This is a genomic window from uncultured Paenibacillus sp. (genome assembly GCF_963515335.1).
Classification (GTDB): Bacteria; Bacillota; Bacilli; order Paenibacillales; family Paenibacillaceae; genus Paenibacillus_I.
The window spans coordinates 159,365-174,584 of record NZ_CAUPYC010000001.1 but is presented as its reverse complement, the minus strand read 5'-3'; the positions used below and the strand labels follow the sequence as shown (position 1 = coordinate 174,584).

The following is a 15,220-nucleotide window of genomic DNA, read 5'->3' as shown; positions in this document are numbered from 1 at the left end:
CACGAGGAAGGGAAGCCCTTTATGTCAATTCGAACGATCGTGATGCTTGGGCTGGGACTGGCGCTGCTCTATTTGCTGTTCACGGTCGGCGCTCCGTTTCTGCTTGCGCTCGTCGTGGCGATCTCGATCGAGCCGCTTACCGTGTTCCTGATGAAGCGCGCGAAGCTGAACCGGGTGGCGGCGGCCACCGTTTCCAGCTCCTTTTTCACCCTGCTGCTCATCGGGCTGTTGACGATGCTCGGCGCGCGGATCATCGCCGAGCTGATCGCGTTCGGGAGAAATGTGCCCAATTATGTGCAGAACACGAACACGTATGTTCAGCAGCAGCTGGACAACGCGCGATTGCTGTTCCAGCATTTGCCGCCCGATGCAGCCGCCCAATTGGAGGAATGGCTGACCGGGCTGACCAGCTCGCTCACCACCGTCGTCACGAGCCTGTCGGCCTTGCTCATCGACTTGGCCGGCCAGATTCCGAACCTGTTTATTTTCTTTATCGTCTTTCTCGTCGCGGTCTACATGTTCAGCTACAGCCTGAACACGATGAAATACTCGTTCCTGACCTTGTTCGACGAGGAATCGCGGGGAAAGGTCGACGAGGTGCTGCAAAATTTGCGCAAGTCGATCTTCGGCTTCCTGCAGGCGCAGCTCATTCTAAGCGCATTGACCTATGTCATTGCCTTGGCCGGCTTTCTGCTCATCGGCGTCAAATTTCCGCTGGCGATTGCGCTGCTTGTCGTGATCGTCGACATACTGCCGATACTCGGCACCGGGTCGGTGCTCGTCCCCTGGGCGGCTTACCTGCTTCTGACGGGCGGCACGTATATGGGTGTAGGACTTCTGGTCCTTTTCATCGTCATTACCGTTTTCCGGCGCGTGGTGGAACCGAAGGTGCTCGGCGATTCGGTCGGGATCGGCGCATTGTCGGCGCTGGTCAGCCTGTACGTCGGCTTCAAGCTGGTGGGCGTGATCGGCGTGTTCCTCGGTCCGCTGGTGGTCATTATTTATATGGCGGCGCGCAAGGCGGGATTGTTCCAATCGAAAATCAAGCTGTAGCCGCATCGCCGCGGCTGGCGAGCGGGTGTCCCGGCAACGGGATGCCCGTTTTCAAAACCCGGTTGCCATTTGCAATCGGTGAACAACTTACTGGTGATTGACAGCAGTACGCTGGACGGAAAAATCGTAATGGTTTATGGCGGACCCTTTAGTGAGGGTCTTTTTTCATTGCGGGACTCCACCGCAGGAAGATTTTATCGGATAGGCAGTTTTGCCGGGCGGGTGTCATAGGATGGGAAGAGGCCATTTATTTACCGGAGGAGGTAGTCCCGCTTTGAACAATCAGCTACGGGAATGGTACCCGTTCGTGGGGCCGTTCGATCCGTGCCCGCCGATGCGGGTCAAGACGTATATCGTGCCGCCGAATCTGTTCGCGCCGTTCCAGCCCGCCAACCTGCAGCAGTATCCGTTGCCGGAGGCCCTCAGGCGCGGCACGCTGTGGCCTGCCTATTACAGCCCTTATCAATCGCGCATGCTTGAAGGGAGGCCTTGAAGCCGATGGACGGCAATACGACGGTCGACCAGGAATATTACCGGATGATGGAGGAGCTGCAGCAGCTGGATTTCGCCTTGGTTGAGCTGACGCTGTACCTGGATACGCACCCGGACGACATGCAGGCGCTTCAACAGTACAACCAGCTGTCCCAGCAGCGGCAGCAGGCCGCCTATCGGTTCGAGTGCCGGTACGGCCCGCTTCTCCAGTTCGGCCACAGCTACTCCCGCTACCCTTGGCAGTGGGCGGAAACGCCTTGGCCCTGGCAGGTTTAACGGCGCACGCGCGCGAGGAGGGAACGGTCCGATGTGGATTTATGAGAAAAAGCTGCAATACCCGGTCAGAGTAAGCAAGTGCGACCCCAGGGTCGCAAAATACTTAATCGAGCAATACGGCGGCGCCGACGGCGAGCTGTCCGCCGCGCTGCGCTATTTGAACCAGCGCTATTCCATTCCCGACAAGGTGGTCGGCCTGCTGAACGACATCGGCACAGAAGAGTTTGCCCATCTGGAAATGATCGCCACGATGATTTACAAGCTGACGAAGGACGCCACCGTCGACCAATTGGAGGCGGCGGGACTCGGCCCGCATTATTCGGTGCACGATAAGGCGCTCTATTATGCGAATGCCGAGGGCGTGCCCTGGACGGCCGCTTACATTCAGGCCAAAGGCGATCCGATTGCGGACCTGTACGAGGATATCGCGGCGGAGGAAAAGGCGCGGGCCACCTATCAATGGATCATCGACCAGACGGACGACGTCGACCTTCAGGATGCGCTGAAGTTTCTGCGCGAGCGGGAGGTCATCCATTCGCTCCGCTTCCGTGAGGCGGTCGAGATTCTGAAGGCCGACCGGGAGCAGAAAAAGGTGTTCTGACGCAACGCATCCTTGAATCGCTTCGGCAGAAGCCGTTCCCGCCGAGGTTTTCGGTCTCCGTGCTTAAACCGGTTCTTTCCCTCGCCGACAGGATTCGGTATGATAGAGGGCAGACGAAGGACAGGAGAGTGCTGAGAAATGGAAAACGTACGGTTGTCTTACCCCGAAGCGGTCATCTTCGATATGGACGGCACGCTGTTTCAAACGGAAACGCTGCTGGAGCATGCCCATGAGAAGCTGTTTCGGCAGCTGCGGGAGGAGGGGCTTTACGATCGTGAGACGCCCCCGCTCGAGACGGTTCTGAGCTGTCTCGGCATGCTGCTTGCGGATATTTGGAATAACGTCATGCCGGACGCCACCCCCGAAGCTCGCAAGCGGGCCGACGAGCTGATGCTGCTGCATGAGCTGGCCTGCATCAAGGGCGGACAGGGCGTGCTGTACCCGCACGTTCTTGAGACGCTGCAGGCACTCAAGGAGCGCGGCATCAAGCTGTTCGTGGCGAGCAACGGGCTGCAGCCGTATGTGGAGCATATCGTCCTGCACCGCGAGCTTGCCCATCTGTTCGACGGGTTGTACACGGCGGGCGGACGGCAAACGGCCAGCAAGGTCGACCTCGTCGCCATCCTGCTGGAGGAGCATGGAATCGGCGGCGGCTGGATGGTCGGCGACCGCTCGTCGGACGTGGAGGCGGGCAAACGCAACGGCCTCCAGGTCGTCGGATGCCGCTACGCAGCCTTCGGAGCGGCAAAGGAGCTGGACGGCTCGGACGCCGTTATCACCGACTTCCGGCAGCTGCTCGATCTGCTGCCGGAATAAACGGCCGTAACCCGAAATGCGGGGTCGTGCTATCGATATTAAACAAGGAGAAAACCCCGGCTCAATCGAGTCCGGGGTTTTCTTCCTCAACGCCGCTAGAACGCAGTGCGCGATAGGTGTGAGACAGCATGTCGGCGTCCGTCTCCGTCCGCATATGCATGCTTGCGTGTCTCGATCGGTTCCGCCGTTTGTACAGCCACATGGCATATTCCAGCGGCCGTACGATCGCTTTCCGGTACGTCTCCTTCTCGCCCGCGCGGGCGAACACCTCGCGTGCGGGCTTCGGGTTGACCTCAAGCAGCCAAATCCGGCCGCTCCGGTCGATCGCCAGATCGAGCGCTAGCTCGCATAGGGCGCCGTACGCGTTATCCAGATAGGCCGCCACTTCTTTGCCGAACTGCTCCGCCTTGCTTTTAACGCGGGCGATTGCGGTTTCGCTGCCGATCCACTGCCGGAGCAGCGCATCCATGCTCCAGGCCTGGCCGCCGCCGTGCAGATTGGACGTGACGCTGCGCGGGGCGCCGACCCGGCCGGCGCAGCCCGTCACCTCCCACGCGCCTTCGCCGTTCTTCTGCACGAGCATGCGGTAATCGTGAACGCGGCCGTTATCGAGCTTCAACTGAATGCCCTGCTGGATCAAATACCGGTTGGCCTTCAAATTCCAGGAGGCGAGGCGGCCGATAAGCTCCGACGGTCCGACCCGCTGCGGCGCGATGATTTTTCTCGACCGGTCGCGTCCCTGGATGAACAGCGTTCCGCCGCTCTCCCGCTGGATGCGGAGGATGCCCCGGCCGCCGGTCCCGCCGGCGGGCTTGAGATAAATCAACGGATATTTGCGGATCATGCCGGTCAAGTCGCCGCCGGTATCGTAAAGCCGTGTGTGCGGCAGGTGGGGCCTGAACCGGCTCTCCCGAATCAGCGTTCGATAAACCGTCCATTTGTTGCGGATCGGCCGGTTCAGGAACAGGCGATCCTTATAGCGGGCGCGGAATTTCTGAAGCAGCTCGAACCGTTTGCTCTTCTGGATGCGGCACCGGTCGAAGATCATCGCCGGGAATGCCGTCCACCGGCGGACCCAGCGATTCGCGGCGGTATCGTAAACGAGCGCATGGATTGTGTCGCTCCGGTAATTGACGTCCTCCGGGGTGAAGACGAACACGTCGAGGCCGAGCCGCTTCGCCGCGACGGTCATCCGTTGATAAACGGGCCTCTCCTCCAGCTGTTTGCTATCGTTCAGATACAAGGTCAGGATGCCGAGCACAGGGTTCGCTGCCGGTTTGCCTGTTTCGGTGCGGCTGCCGCTCATCTTATGCGCCGCCCTTCTTCGCTTTTTGCTTCAACAGGTAGCGACTGTATTGAAAAAGCCGCTCCAGCGATTTTTTGCGGATATGCGGCTCGTCGAATTTCATCGGCTTCGAGTTGGCCTCGAAAAACCAGATGCCCCCCGTCTTGTCGACTCCCAGGTCCATGGACATTTCCCCCAGCTCACTGCCGCAGCCCCGCTCGATCTGCCGGGCGATCAGCAGCGCCGCGTTCCTGACCGTCACCATCAGCCGGCGCCCTTGCTCCTGCCCGAAGGTGCCGGTGAGCAGCTTCTCGGGATCCTCGATCATGCCGCCCCGCGGCACGTGGGTCGTAATGCTCGTCGCGCCCGCGACGCGCGCTCCGATGCCGGTAATATCCCATTGGCCGCGGCCGTTCTTCTGGATGAGCGCGCGCAGGTCGAACCGGCGCTCCGCGGCGGTAGCCAATTCGATGCCCTGCTGGGCGATGTAGGCTTCGCCGGAGCTTTGCCTGCGGATGCGAAACCACAGCCTCGAGAACGATTGGCAGCGGTACGTCCGGCTTCTGCGATTGATCTGCATCTTCAGTCGGTAAGGCCGCTGGTGCTCGGGCAGCAACCGTATCGACATAATGCCTTTTCCGGCCTTGCCGCTGACCGGCTTCAGGTAAAGATAGGGATAGCGCTTCAGCATGCGTTTAAGGCCGGTCTGCGTCATCAGTCTGCGGGTGCTGGGCACAAACGGCTTCGTCGATTTTGACAGGTTCAGCCACTCGAACAGTTCCCATTTGTTGAAGAAGGACGGATTGAACAGCCGAATGGTCGGATGCTTCAGGCAGGCGGCGATTTTTTTGCGCACGGCGGGCTGCAGTTCATCCTCCCGCATCGGAACCCGGTTATAGACGATGTCGGGCAGCGGGAAAAGCCCTTTGTGCCAGGACTGGGTACCGCTGTCGAAGGAAAAGCCGGCGATTTGGGTTTTGTTCAGCTTCAGCTGCTTGACGGTAACCACATAGACGATAAAGCCGAGGTCCTGGCCGGTCGACACCAGGTCGGAGAAGTTGCCGCGGTTGCCGCGAAACAGCTGCATATCGTCCTCGATCGTCAAAATGGCGAGTACGGGTTTGGCCGCCGCGATCTGGCCTGACAGAGGCTCTTCGATAAGCGGGTGCTCCATCAAGCATCCCTCCTCCTGAAGCGGCTCAAATACAGGCAGTGCTCCAGTATATATTCCATCGAGGCGCGGCCCTGGGCCTTGAGCGCGGGATGCTTGAAAATCGACCGGCCCGGCTTCGCGTTCGCTTCGAACATCCAGACTTCCCCGTCCTTGTCGATTCCGATGTCAAGCCCGAGCTCGCCCAGCGTGTGCGGGTAGTTGCGCTCGATTGCCTCCGAAAGCCTTACCGCGGCTTTTTTCGCCTGCTCGAGCACCTCATCCGCCTTGTCGCCGAACGCCCGGCCGAGCGCCTGCTCGGGCGTCATCAGCGAGCCGCCGTTTTTGATATGGGTCGTCACACTGCCGCGGCCGGCTTTTTTGGCGCCGATGCCGGCGGCTATCCATTCGTTCTTGCCGTTCTTGTGCATATGGAAGCGGAAATCGATCGGACACCCGTCGATCTCGACCAGCCGTACGCCCTGCTGAATGACGTACCGGCTCAAGGCGGATCCGTGCCGGCCATTGAGCATGCGCATCAGGCTGCTGAAATTCGAGAAACGGAGCAGCACGTTGCTGCCGCCCCTGCGGTACCGGGCGAAGTATCCCCGCTTCGGGCTGTATGTCAGACGATAGATGCCGGAGCCCAGGCTGCCCGCCGTCGGCTTGTAATAAACGAACTGATGCTTTTCCAGCAGCTCCTTGATTTTGTCCGGCGACGGGTTGGCCACGGATTCGGGCAGGTGCCTGTTGGCTTCCGGGTCCGCGTCCAGCAGCTTGTAGACGTCTGATTTGTTGAAGAAGCTCCAGTTGAAGAACGGTATTTTTTTGCGGACAAACCGCTCCCGGATGCCGGCGATATACGTCGAGGTTTCCGCCTTCCGGCTCGGCAGCCGGTTGTAGACAACGTCGGGAAGAGGCACCGTCCGGCGCGTCCATCCGCCGCCCGAGTTCCAGAAGTAACCGTTCACCCGCTCCGTCTGCCAGTTGATGTCGCGCGGGGTGAAGGCGAAGAAATACGCCTTGTTCTCGGCGATTCTGAGCAATTCGCGCACATAGCCGGTGCGTGAACCGAAAGGGGAGGCGGCAGAGCCGGCGCCATCGGTGAGAACGCCGATGAGCGGACCGATCTGGACCTCGTCGTTGTCCGTGCTGTGAACGAAGACATGACCGGATTTGGGAACGCGCATTGCATTTCGCAGGCCCGCCGACAGATACAGATGCTTGCCTTCCCGTCTGAGCGGTCTTACGGCTGCGGTTGCGACCTCGTTCCCGAGCTTAAGTTGAACCCGTTTCTTGCCCGTCAGCTTGAGCTGCTTCAGCAGGGCGCCGGACACATAGACGACCCGATCCGCTTGCTGCGAGAAACGGACATTGCAAAAAGTCAGACTCATGAATGAACCTCCTGCGGGAATCGCGTATGAACAGGTGTTTCGATTGCGCCGGCCGGATGCATGTGAAGGCCGTTCCGGGCCGAAAAGAAGGCATTTCGGTCCAGCAGATACCGGGCGTAGGCAAGCGGCTGCAGCACCGACAGCCGGAGAGCTTCACCGTCGCCCGTCAAGCGGAAAATCATGCGCCCGGGCTTGCCGTTCGCTTCGATGAACCAGAGGCGTCCGTCGGGCTCGAGCCCGAAGTCAAGGCCGAGCTCCGACAGGCGGCCGAACGATTGCTCAAGCAATCCGGCCGCCTGTAAGGCAGCCTCCCTAAGCCGGGCCGTCAGCTTCCGGGCGGCGGGTTCGCCATAAGCGGCGGTCAGAAAAGGTTCCAGCCGCCGGGCGCTGCCGCCTCCATGCAGGTTAGCCGTTGCCGTTCCGGGCAAGCCGATCCGTACGCCGGCGCCGGAGATGCGCCAGCCGCCGGCGCCGTCCTTCTGCACGAGAATCCGAATATCGAAGGGTGCGCCGTCCGGAGAGGTCAGCTCCAGGAGCGGCTGCGCGACATAACGGCATCCGCCGGTCACGCTCGCAAGCCAGGTCTTCAGGGAGGCGGTGTCCGGAAAATGCGCGGTGAAAGGCCGGTTGCCGGCCGACCGGCCTTGAACGGTAAAGGGGCCCTCCTTGCAGCGGACCGTGCTGTGTTTCGCACTTCGCCCGGCGGCGCCCGCGAAGCGCAGCGCAACGGTTCCGCGCCCCTGCATGCCGCCGGAAGGTTTCAGGAAGAGACCTTGCGGATGCATGTCGAGCAAACGCTCAAGCTCCGCGGGCCGAAACGGAACGGTTGACGGCAGCAAAGGCGCGAAGCCGGCATCCCCGGCAAGAGCCCTGTGCACGGTCTGTTTGTCGGGCAATGAGCCCCCGAGCGGCATCGAGCCGCGGCGCTGCAGCTTCCGGATCGCTGCCCGGCCCCTGCCGCGTTCCTCCCGCGTGCGGCAGAAGAGCCTGTCGTAGTAGAGCGGCGGCACGGCCGCCTCCCTTAGCCGCCACACACCGCCGCGCAGCGAGTAGCCCCGCACCGTTCCTTGCGCTTCATCGATGTCCGCGGGAGAGAAGACGATCAAGTCGATATGCCGGCCTGTGCCGAGTTCGGAGAGCATCCGGCAGTAACGATCCTCCGGCATCCTTCCGGCCGTATTGCGGATCATGCTCAGGACGCCGATGGTGTGCGTATGCAAATGCCTATCAGTCCGGGTCGCTGCCATGGCCGTTAAAACCCGCTAAGAAATCGGGCATATTGCATCATGATACGCACCGAAGGCCGAATGCTTCTGTCGGTAAGCGGCGTATTGTCGTTTTTGGACGGCTTGGAGTTCACTTCAAGCAGCCAGACACGGCCGCCGGCATCCATCGCCAAGTCGATGCCCAACTCTCCGAAATGAGCGGGAATTTGCGCGTCGATGCCGGCGGCGATGTCGACGGCCGCGGTGTGAAGGCGCGCGGAGGCCCCCTGCTTAGCCGACGGGATCATATTCGATTTCAGGATCGCTTCCTTCACATGGAAAAGCGTGCCGCCGCGGGCCAGATTGGATACGAAATGCTGTCCGCCCGCGATGCGGGCCACAATGGAGGTCACCGCCCATTTGCCGGTCGCGTTTTTCTGCACCAGCGCCCTGAAATCGACGGGCCTCCCGCCGATTTCGATCAGCTGGAGTCCTTGCTGGATCTGGTAGCGGACGGAATTGATTTTGCCCGAAAGGGCGGAAAACAGCTTTGGCAAGCTCTCGTACTGCTGCCTGCGCGTACCGCCGGCCGTCGCGTATAGGGCCGTGTAGCCGCCGGGCGGCTGACGGGTGATTTTAATAATGCCTTTGCCCAGACTGCCGCGAACCGGCTTCAGAAAGACGGAGCTGTAGCGCGTGCACATCGTCTTGAACTGCGTGAAGCTGCGAAGCGGGTGGGATTCCGGCAGCAGCCGGTGAAGGGAGATATCCCGTTTGAGCGCTTCGAACACTTCGGATTTATCGAGAAACTTTTCGTTGAAAACGTGTGTCCCGCAGCGCGATTTCGCCTCCCGCAAAAATTGCTGCACACTCGGCCTGTTTTCCAATTTGCGTGTGGTCAGGCGGTTGTTGACGATATCGGGCACCGGCATTTTGTGCTGCTTCCAGCCGTCCGCGTACACCCAAGCTTCCAGCGTTCCCGCGCTTCCGACGATCCCATTGGGGGTAAAGAAATAAACGTATGCCCCTTGCAGTTCGCTTGCGTCGACGAGCTCCTTGCAAAATTGGGTAATCGTTCCGAACGGCCGGTCGGTCATTTCCGGATGATCGCGGCTGATCATGACGCCGATCAGCGGGCCGAGCGCCAGAACGGAGGAGGCTGTCCCGTATTTCAGACGAAGCGTCGTGTTCGAGAGCAGGCCCATCCGCCTGGCGAGCCCGTAAGCGATGCGCATCCCATCGAAGCGCTGGACGGGAATGATTTTGACGGTGGAGCCGAACGAGCCGAATTTGATCGTCACCGGCTGTCCCTGCGGGATTTTCCACTTCTTGACCAAAGCTTCGCCCAACATGAGCGCGTCGTCCGATAGGATGCCTGAGCTGATGATTTGCACGGGTATTTTCGTTGTTTGCATCTTGATCTCCTTCCAACTCGGACGGGATGCGCCGTCCCTCTGCCCTTGGGGAGGATCGGGGCTTTTGACACGAATTACTCCATCATATGAGGACATCTATCCCTTGGAGTCTGTCCGGAGTTCGGTTAGGCGGCTCCGATTGTTCGGGTGATTCGCTCCGATTCGCGCCCGTTAAGGCTCCGGTTGTTCGGCGTCTTCGCTCCGTTTCGCGTCCGTTTCCTGATTCACTAAGCCCCTGCTAAGGTGGAAACGGCCACAAACAAGTCGCTCTTCCCCCGAACAACCTCCGCAGCAGGTTGGGGACTACACCCCAAAAAAAAAGAAAACCTGAAAAAGAGGAAACCTGAAAAAAGAAAATCGGAGTGTCGGAGAAAAGAATTGGGGGGTGTGACTTGGCTGGGGGGCGTGTGGGATGGTATCATCGGATTAGTGAAATCCGGCGGGCACTCGGCGCCGCCGCAAGACCGGGAGGGAACAATCGTGAATGTGTATGATAAAGCGTATGAGCTCGCGAAGGCGATGAGGGAAAGCCAGGAAGCGAAGGAGCTGAAGGAGGCGCGAAACCGGGTCAATGCCGATTCGGATGCCAAGCGCATGCTCGACGATTTCCGCAGCCGCCAGCGGGAGCTGCAGCAGAAGATGATGGGCGGCGAAGAGCCGCAGGCCGAGGATATGGAAAAGCTGAACAAGCTTTACGAGGTGCTGTCGCTTAACCCGCTTATCCATAAGCTGTTCGAAGCGGAGCGGCGCTTCACTGTGATTTTCGACGATGTCAACCGCATTATGTCCGAAGCAATCCAGAATGTGATCGAATAGCCGCAGGCTCGTACATATTGGCGGCCGCCCGCGCATAGGATGGTAACAGACCATGCGGCGCCCGGGCCGGACGCCGATTTGAAGGGGCTGAAATATGCGTGAAGCGAAGTGCCTGGAAGCGGAGTAAAATGAAATACGCCTTAAATGCCGTAATCGCGCTCGCCGTATTGGTATACGGGGCGCCCAGAATGGAGCTCACCGACGGGCGTTTGTGGCAGAATGCTTTCGGCGTTCTGTGGGTTGTCCTGGCCATCCTGGTGGCGGCCGCCCATCTGCACAAGCTGTTCGCCACGGATGAAGCGACCGAACGCGAGCTCGCCCGGATCAAGCGGGCCAAGTGGGAGCGCTGGGAACGCCGTTTGGAGCCGTCTCAAAGGTCTGATTCTATTCCCTTATACCTCCGACGAAAATAGTAAAATCCTGTTAGATTATCGTGCCGTCGTAGAAAATACGAGTTCGGACCGGCTCCACTTCGGAAGCCGGTTTTTGTTGTGTAAAGAAATATAACAAGTTGACAAGACAATAAAACGCTGTCATTTCTAATAACAAAATGTAAGCGATTTAATTTATTAAAAAGTGGAGTAAACCTTCATAAAAAAATAAAAAAAGGTGTTTACTTTTATTTAAAGCACCTGTATGATGAGTTTAGACCATATAGGAGGGATTTGGATGAGACGTTTCTTAACACGGGGTTTGGTTTTTGCACTCGCACTCATGCTCGTTCTGGCCGGCTGCGGCAACGGCGGCAAACCGGCCGAAACCGCTGCGGGATCCGGCGGCGCAAGCCCAAGCTCCGACGGCGGCAAGGCGGCTTCCGGTGAAACCTCGAAGGTGTCCATGGTGTACTGGCCTGGACCGGAGAGCGACGCGATGCAGAAAGTCGTGGACGCTTACAATGCAGGTCAGGGCAAATCGGACGGCGTAGAAGTAGAGATGGTTCTGCTCAGCCGCGACGGCACGTACGAGAAAGAAGCGGCCATGATGAATTCCAAATCCGACGAAGTCGATATGTACTTCACGGCGAGTTATATCATTGGCCAGCATGCGCCTTATCTGGATTCCCTGAACGGCAAAGTCAAATTCGATAATTACCTGAAATCCTCCGTCGATTCCCTGACGATGAACGGCGAGCCGCTTGCCGTCCCGATGGACGTCAGCAACCACTTTATGTTCTACCGGACGGACCTGATTGAGAAGCTGCTCACCGACTCCGCCTGGCAGTCCAAGTATAAAGAAGTCAGCCGGAAGGTGCTGGGCAAGGAACTGACGCCGAAGGACCCGAAAGAATGGAGCTGGGATGACTTCATCGCTTCGGCCGCGTTCTTCTCGAAGGAATACAATGAAGATTCCCCGACGAAATACGGTACCGCGCTCCAATTGAAAAATCTGATATTCAACATCATGATTTGGGATGACGTGCTGTATTCCAACGGCGGCAGCTGGCTGGACGACCAGGGCAACCCGCAGTTCACTTCCGACGCGGCGAAGAAAGCGATGGACATCTACCGCACCGTCTACGAAGGCAAAATGACTTCCCCGAACTCGACGGTCGCCGAGTATCCGGAGACCCAGGCGGCCCTGCAATCCGGCAACGCGGCTTTCGCGATGCAATGGGGCGCCGCTTACGGCGAGCTGAACGATCCGGCCCGCTCTCCCGAAGTGGCCGGCAAAATCAGCGTCGCTCCGATTCCGGGCAAACAGAAGACGCACGTGCACAGTTTGGGCGTAGCGCTGAACAAGTACGCCAAGAATAAAGACGGCGCGCTCAAATGGATGAACTACCTGACCACCGTGGAAGCGATGAACATCTATGCGGAAAATGGCGGTATCCCTCCGATTTCGGAAGTGCTGAACGGCAAGAAAGACAAGAACGCCGTCCTTCCGCTGATCGCGGAACACGTCGACAAATACGGCTACTCGGTGCCGATTCTGGCCGAGACGCAGCCGATTCTTCAGAAGCTGGCCGAAGCGTTAAGCGGCGCCTGGGTAGGCCAGGAAGACACGGACAAAGCCCTTGCCAAAGCGCAGCAAGAAGTAAGCAAGCTGCTGAACAAATAAACCGGACACGGGTAAAGGGGAGCCGTCTCCCCTTTATCCCATTGTTTAGTGTAAGGAAGAGGTGTTGGACATGTTGAGCTCAGACAAGGCAGCGAAGTGGATTTTGGCCGCGCCTCTGCTATTGTTTTTCCTGCTGATGGTGTTGTTTCCGACCGGTTACGCGATATATCTGAGCGTTCACAATGTTTCGCTCGGACAGGAGACCCCGGATTTCAGCGGACTCGCCAACTACCTGGATATCTTGAAGGACCGGGACTTCTGGCATTCCATCGGATTTACGTTGAAGTTCGCGCTGACGGTAACGGCGGTTGAGCTCGTATTCGGATTCCTGCTCGCTCTCCTGTTCAACCGCGCGTTCCCCGGCAAGCGGATTCTGCTCAGCACGGTGCTTCTGCCGATCATGGTGGCACCGTCGCTCATGGGCATTATGTTCCGGCTCATCCTTAACGAAAACAACGGCGTCGCAACCTACTTTCTGTCCAGGCTGGGTCTGGAAGTTAATCTCTTCGATCCGGACATCGTTGTGCGACTTCTCATGATATTGGACGTGATCCAATGGGTCCCTTTTACGTTTCTGATCCTTTATTCCGGCCTGCAGTCCGTCGACCGGGGCCTGTCCGAGGCGGCGGCGGTGGACGGCGCTTCCTATTGGAGAACGACTCTTCAGATCATCCTTCCGGTGATCGCGCCGATTTTTTTCATCGCGGCATTCCTGAGGGGGATCGACGCCTTCCGGACGTTCGACGTCATCTATGTTCTCACGAACGGAGGCCCCGGCAACGTGTCTAAAACCGCCAGCATCTACATTTATGAGACGGCCTTCAAATCCGGCAACATCGGCACGGCGGCCGCTTCTTCGGTCATCATCGCCCTGATCCTGCTGATGCTCATACCTTTCTTCATCCGCAGACTCGGCAAATAAGAGGAGGGGGAATACGTGAAGAAAGGCAACCCTTGGATTTACACCCTGTCCGTCACCGTGATCGCCTTCATTTTGGTCATTCCTTTGCTGAACACGCTCTGGACGAGCCTGAAGACAACCGCGGACATCAATTCTTTCCCGCCGAAGTTCCTGTTCTCTCCGACCTGGGAGCACTATCGGAATGTACTGTACGCGGCCGGCTACGATTTTCCGAACTATTTCAGAAACAGTATTCTCTTATCCGTGTTCACGAGCCTGTTCGTCGTGCTCATCGCGCTGCCGTCCGCCTACTCCATGGTCCGGATGAACTTCGGTCAGCGCAAGCTGCTGCCGTTTTCCATGTCGCTCAGGCTGTTTCCGCCGATCGTTTTCGCGATTCCCTACTACTTGATGTTTCAATATCTGGGGCTTCTCGACACGATTACGGGTCTTGTGCTCATTAATATTTTTCTGAATATTCCCTTGGGACTTATCCTTATGGTAGGATTTTTACAAGAACTGCCTTACGAGATCGAAGAATCCGCCAAAATAGACGGGTGCAGCGTTTATCAGATTTTGTGGAGGATTGTGCTGCCCCTCATGGCTCCCGGAATTGCGTCCGTGGCCATTCTCACTTTCATTTTCTCGTGGAACGATTACCTGTTTGCCGTTATCATCTCTCTGAACAAATCGACGCCGGTTACGCTGGGCTCGACCATGTTCATCACCAGTTGGGGGATCAAATGGGGGGACATCTCGGCTGCGACGATCCTCTCGATTCTCCCGCCGCTGCTGTTCACCTTTTTCGCGCAAAGGTATTTGGTCAGCGGGCTGTCGATGGGAGCCGTTAAAGGATAACGAACAGTCGATAGGAGGCCGTTTCGGATGGCGAAAGCAACCCCCCAAGCCGGCAACGTCATTGCTTACATTCGGAGTATCTATCCCTTGCTCACCAAGGCGGAGAAGAAAGTAGCGGACGTCGTGCTGAGCAAAGTCAAAAATATCATCTATGATTCTCTGACGGATCTCGCGGAGAAGGCGGAAGTCGGGGAGACCTCCGTGCTCCGGTTCTGCCGGCATGTCGGTTATAAGGGATTCCAGGAATTCAAGCTGGCGCTTGCCCAAGAGCTGGATGCGGATTATGATGCCGAACCGATTTCCGGACCCGGCGCAATTACCGAAAATGTCAAACAGAAGAACATCCGCAGCATCGAAGAGACAACCTCCCTGCTGCAGGAAGCCGATATTGAGGCCACCGCGGACATGATCCTTAAAGCCCGGCGGATCGTCTTCTTTGGCGTAGGTTCATCCGGGTTTTCCGCTGAAATCGCCAAGTACCGCTTTATCCGCACGGGATTGCCGGTGGAATCGGTAACCGACGGCCATCTGGGCCCCGTTAAGGCCGCGTTGATGAACATGGAAGATGTCGCCGTATTGATTTCCGTATCAGGAAGTACGGTGGACATCGTCGACATCGCCAAAATCGCCAAGGACAACCGCGTGAAGGTGGTTTGCATCACGAGCCATATCAAATCGCCGGTAACCAAGTACGCTGACGTCGTGCTGCTAAGCTCCTCCCGCGCCAAACCGGCGGAAGGAAGCGCGTTTACGTCGACGATTCCGCAATTGCACATACTCGATATTTTATTCGAGCATGTCTTGCAGCAGCTGGGACAAACCGCCTTGGATACTATCCAGAGAACAGCGAGAGCGATCAGCAAGAACCTCTATTAAGCGTTTGCAAAGGAGCTGTTAATG

General features: G+C 58.2%; 16 protein-coding genes. 11 read left to right on the top strand and 5 right to left on the bottom strand.

Annotated elements, in window-relative coordinates:
* Positions 1–21 precede the first annotated feature (21 nt).
* The 5 genes from ytvI to RWM61_RS00790 all read left to right on the top strand — a co-directional run bounded on the left by ytvI (position 22) and on the right by RWM61_RS00790 (position 3,238).
* Positions 22–1,053, top strand: coding sequence for a sporulation integral membrane protein YtvI (gene ytvI, locus RWM61_RS00810; RefSeq protein WP_313996305.1), 1,032 nt, complete (start codon positions 22–24; stop codon positions 1,051–1,053).
* Between the two features lie 274 nt (positions 1,054–1,327).
* The gene (locus RWM61_RS00805; RefSeq protein ID WP_313996302.1) at positions 1,328–1,546 is read left to right on the top strand and encodes a spore coat associated protein CotJA; all 219 of its coding nucleotides are present in this window, start codon (positions 1,328–1,330) and stop codon (positions 1,544–1,546) included.
* A 5-nt stretch (positions 1,547–1,551) separates the two neighbouring features.
* Complete coding sequence (locus tag RWM61_RS00800; protein WP_313996299.1) at positions 1,552–1,821, top strand: spore coat protein CotJB; 270 nt, start codon at positions 1,552–1,554, stop codon at positions 1,819–1,821.
* A 31-nt stretch (positions 1,822–1,852) separates the two neighbouring features.
* Positions 1,853–2,422 carry a manganese catalase family protein gene (locus RWM61_RS00795; protein ID WP_313996297.1) on the top strand — a complete coding sequence of 190 codons (570 nt, stop codon included), beginning with the start codon at positions 1,853–1,855 and terminating at the stop codon, positions 2,420–2,422.
* A gap of 138 nt (positions 2,423–2,560) precedes the next feature.
* Positions 2,561–3,238: an HAD hydrolase-like protein gene (locus RWM61_RS00790; RefSeq protein ID WP_313996294.1), complete on the top strand. Its 678-nt coding sequence runs from the start codon at positions 2,561–2,563 to the stop codon at positions 3,236–3,238.
* A 61-nt stretch (positions 3,239–3,299) separates the two neighbouring features.
* Here RWM61_RS00790 and RWM61_RS00785 read toward each other — a convergent pair whose 3' ends face one another.
* Genes RWM61_RS00785 through RWM61_RS00765 form a run of 5 tightly spaced genes read right to left on the bottom strand, consistent with a single transcriptional unit; the run spans position 3,300 to position 9,687 of the window.
* Entirely contained in the window at positions 3,300–4,544 is a 1,245-nt protein-coding gene (locus tag RWM61_RS00785; protein WP_313996291.1) for a YheC/YheD family protein, read from the bottom strand.
* Position 4,545: 1 nt separating this feature from the next.
* Positions 4,546–5,697, bottom strand: coding sequence for a YheC/YheD family protein (locus tag RWM61_RS00780; RefSeq protein WP_313996288.1), 1,152 nt, complete (start codon positions 5,695–5,697; stop codon positions 4,546–4,548).
* Positions 5,697–7,067, bottom strand: a complete 1,371-nt coding sequence (locus RWM61_RS00775; protein WP_313996285.1) for a YheC/YheD family protein — start codon at positions 7,065–7,067, stop codon at positions 5,697–5,699. Before RWM61_RS00775 ends, RWM61_RS00780 begins: the two co-directional genes overlap by 1 nt.
* Positions 7,064–8,314 carry a YheC/YheD family protein gene (locus RWM61_RS00770; protein WP_313996283.1) on the bottom strand — a complete coding sequence of 417 codons (1,251 nt, stop codon included), beginning with the start codon at positions 8,312–8,314 and terminating at the stop codon, positions 7,064–7,066. Before RWM61_RS00770 ends, RWM61_RS00775 begins: the two co-directional genes overlap by 4 nt.
* Before the next feature lie 5 nt (positions 8,315–8,319).
* Positions 8,320–9,687 (bottom strand): YheC/YheD family protein, encoded by a 1,368-nt coding sequence (locus RWM61_RS00765; protein WP_313996281.1) that lies wholly within the window; start codon positions 9,685–9,687, stop codon positions 8,320–8,322.
* Between the two features lie 480 nt (positions 9,688–10,167).
* Between RWM61_RS00765 and RWM61_RS00760 the strand changes: the two genes are divergently transcribed.
* The 6 genes from RWM61_RS00760 to RWM61_RS00735 all read left to right on the top strand — a co-directional run bounded on the left by RWM61_RS00760 (position 10,168) and on the right by RWM61_RS00735 (position 15,196).
* Positions 10,168–10,503: a YlbF family regulator gene (locus RWM61_RS00760; RefSeq protein ID WP_313996279.1), complete on the top strand. Its 336-nt coding sequence runs from the start codon at positions 10,168–10,170 to the stop codon at positions 10,501–10,503.
* Positions 10,504–10,631: 128 nt separating this feature from the next.
* Positions 10,632–10,916, top strand: coding sequence for a hypothetical protein (locus RWM61_RS00755; protein ID WP_313996276.1), 285 nt, complete (start codon positions 10,632–10,634; stop codon positions 10,914–10,916).
* 256 nt (positions 10,917–11,172) lie between these two features.
* Positions 11,173–12,561, top strand: a complete 1,389-nt coding sequence (locus tag RWM61_RS00750; RefSeq protein WP_313996273.1) for a sugar ABC transporter substrate-binding protein — start codon at positions 11,173–11,175, stop codon at positions 12,559–12,561.
* Positions 12,562–12,631: 70 nt separating this feature from the next.
* Positions 12,632–13,483: a sugar ABC transporter permease gene (locus tag RWM61_RS00745; RefSeq protein WP_313996270.1), complete on the top strand. Its 852-nt coding sequence runs from the start codon at positions 12,632–12,634 to the stop codon at positions 13,481–13,483.
* 15 nt (positions 13,484–13,498) lie between these two features.
* Positions 13,499–14,320 (top strand): carbohydrate ABC transporter permease, encoded by an 822-nt coding sequence (locus RWM61_RS00740; protein ID WP_313996267.1) that lies wholly within the window; start codon positions 13,499–13,501, stop codon positions 14,318–14,320.
* Positions 14,321–14,347: 27 nt separating this feature from the next.
* The gene (locus tag RWM61_RS00735) at positions 14,348–15,196 is read left to right on the top strand and encodes a MurR/RpiR family transcriptional regulator (protein ID WP_313996264.1); all 849 of its coding nucleotides are present in this window, start codon (positions 14,348–14,350) and stop codon (positions 15,194–15,196) included.
* The last annotated feature ends 24 nt before the right edge of the window (positions 15,197–15,220 follow it).

What these genes read in the sequence shown, in the direction of transcription:
- ytvI (WP_313996305.1), top strand. Translation starts at nt 22, where the DNA reads ATGTCAATTCGAACGATCGTGATGCTTGGGCTGGGACTGGCGCTGCTC.
- RWM61_RS00800 (WP_313996299.1), top strand. Translation starts at nt 1,552, where the DNA reads ATGGACGGCAATACGACGGTCGACCAGGAATATTACCGGATGATGGAG.
- RWM61_RS00795 (WP_313996297.1), top strand. Translation starts at nt 1,853, where the DNA reads ATGTGGATTTATGAGAAAAAGCTGCAATACCCGGTCAGAGTAAGCAAG.
- RWM61_RS00790 (WP_313996294.1), top strand. Translation starts at nt 2,561, where the DNA reads ATGGAAAACGTACGGTTGTCTTACCCCGAAGCGGTCATCTTCGATATG.
- RWM61_RS00785 (WP_313996291.1), bottom strand. Translation starts at nt 4,544, where the DNA reads ATGAGCGGCAGCCGCACCGAAACAGGCAAACCGGCAGCGAACCCTGTG.
- RWM61_RS00780 (WP_313996288.1), bottom strand. Translation starts at nt 5,697, where the DNA reads ATGGAGCACCCGCTTATCGAAGAGCCTCTGTCAGGCCAGATCGCGGCG.
- RWM61_RS00775 (WP_313996285.1), bottom strand. Translation starts at nt 7,067, where the DNA reads ATGAGTCTGACTTTTTGCAATGTCCGTTTCTCGCAGCAAGCGGATCGG.
- RWM61_RS00770 (WP_313996283.1), bottom strand. Translation starts at nt 8,314, where the DNA reads ATGGCAGCGACCCGGACTGATAGGCATTTGCATACGCACACCATCGGC.
- RWM61_RS00765 (WP_313996281.1), bottom strand. Translation starts at nt 9,687, where the DNA reads ATGCAAACAACGAAAATACCCGTGCAAATCATCAGCTCAGGCATCCTA.
- RWM61_RS00755 (WP_313996276.1), top strand. Translation starts at nt 10,632, where the DNA reads ATGAAATACGCCTTAAATGCCGTAATCGCGCTCGCCGTATTGGTATAC.
- RWM61_RS00750 (WP_313996273.1), top strand. Translation starts at nt 11,173, where the DNA reads ATGAGACGTTTCTTAACACGGGGTTTGGTTTTTGCACTCGCACTCATG.
- RWM61_RS00745 (WP_313996270.1), top strand. Translation starts at nt 12,632, where the DNA reads ATGTTGAGCTCAGACAAGGCAGCGAAGTGGATTTTGGCCGCGCCTCTG.
- RWM61_RS00735 (WP_313996264.1), top strand. Translation starts at nt 14,348, where the DNA reads ATGGCGAAAGCAACCCCCCAAGCCGGCAACGTCATTGCTTACATTCGG.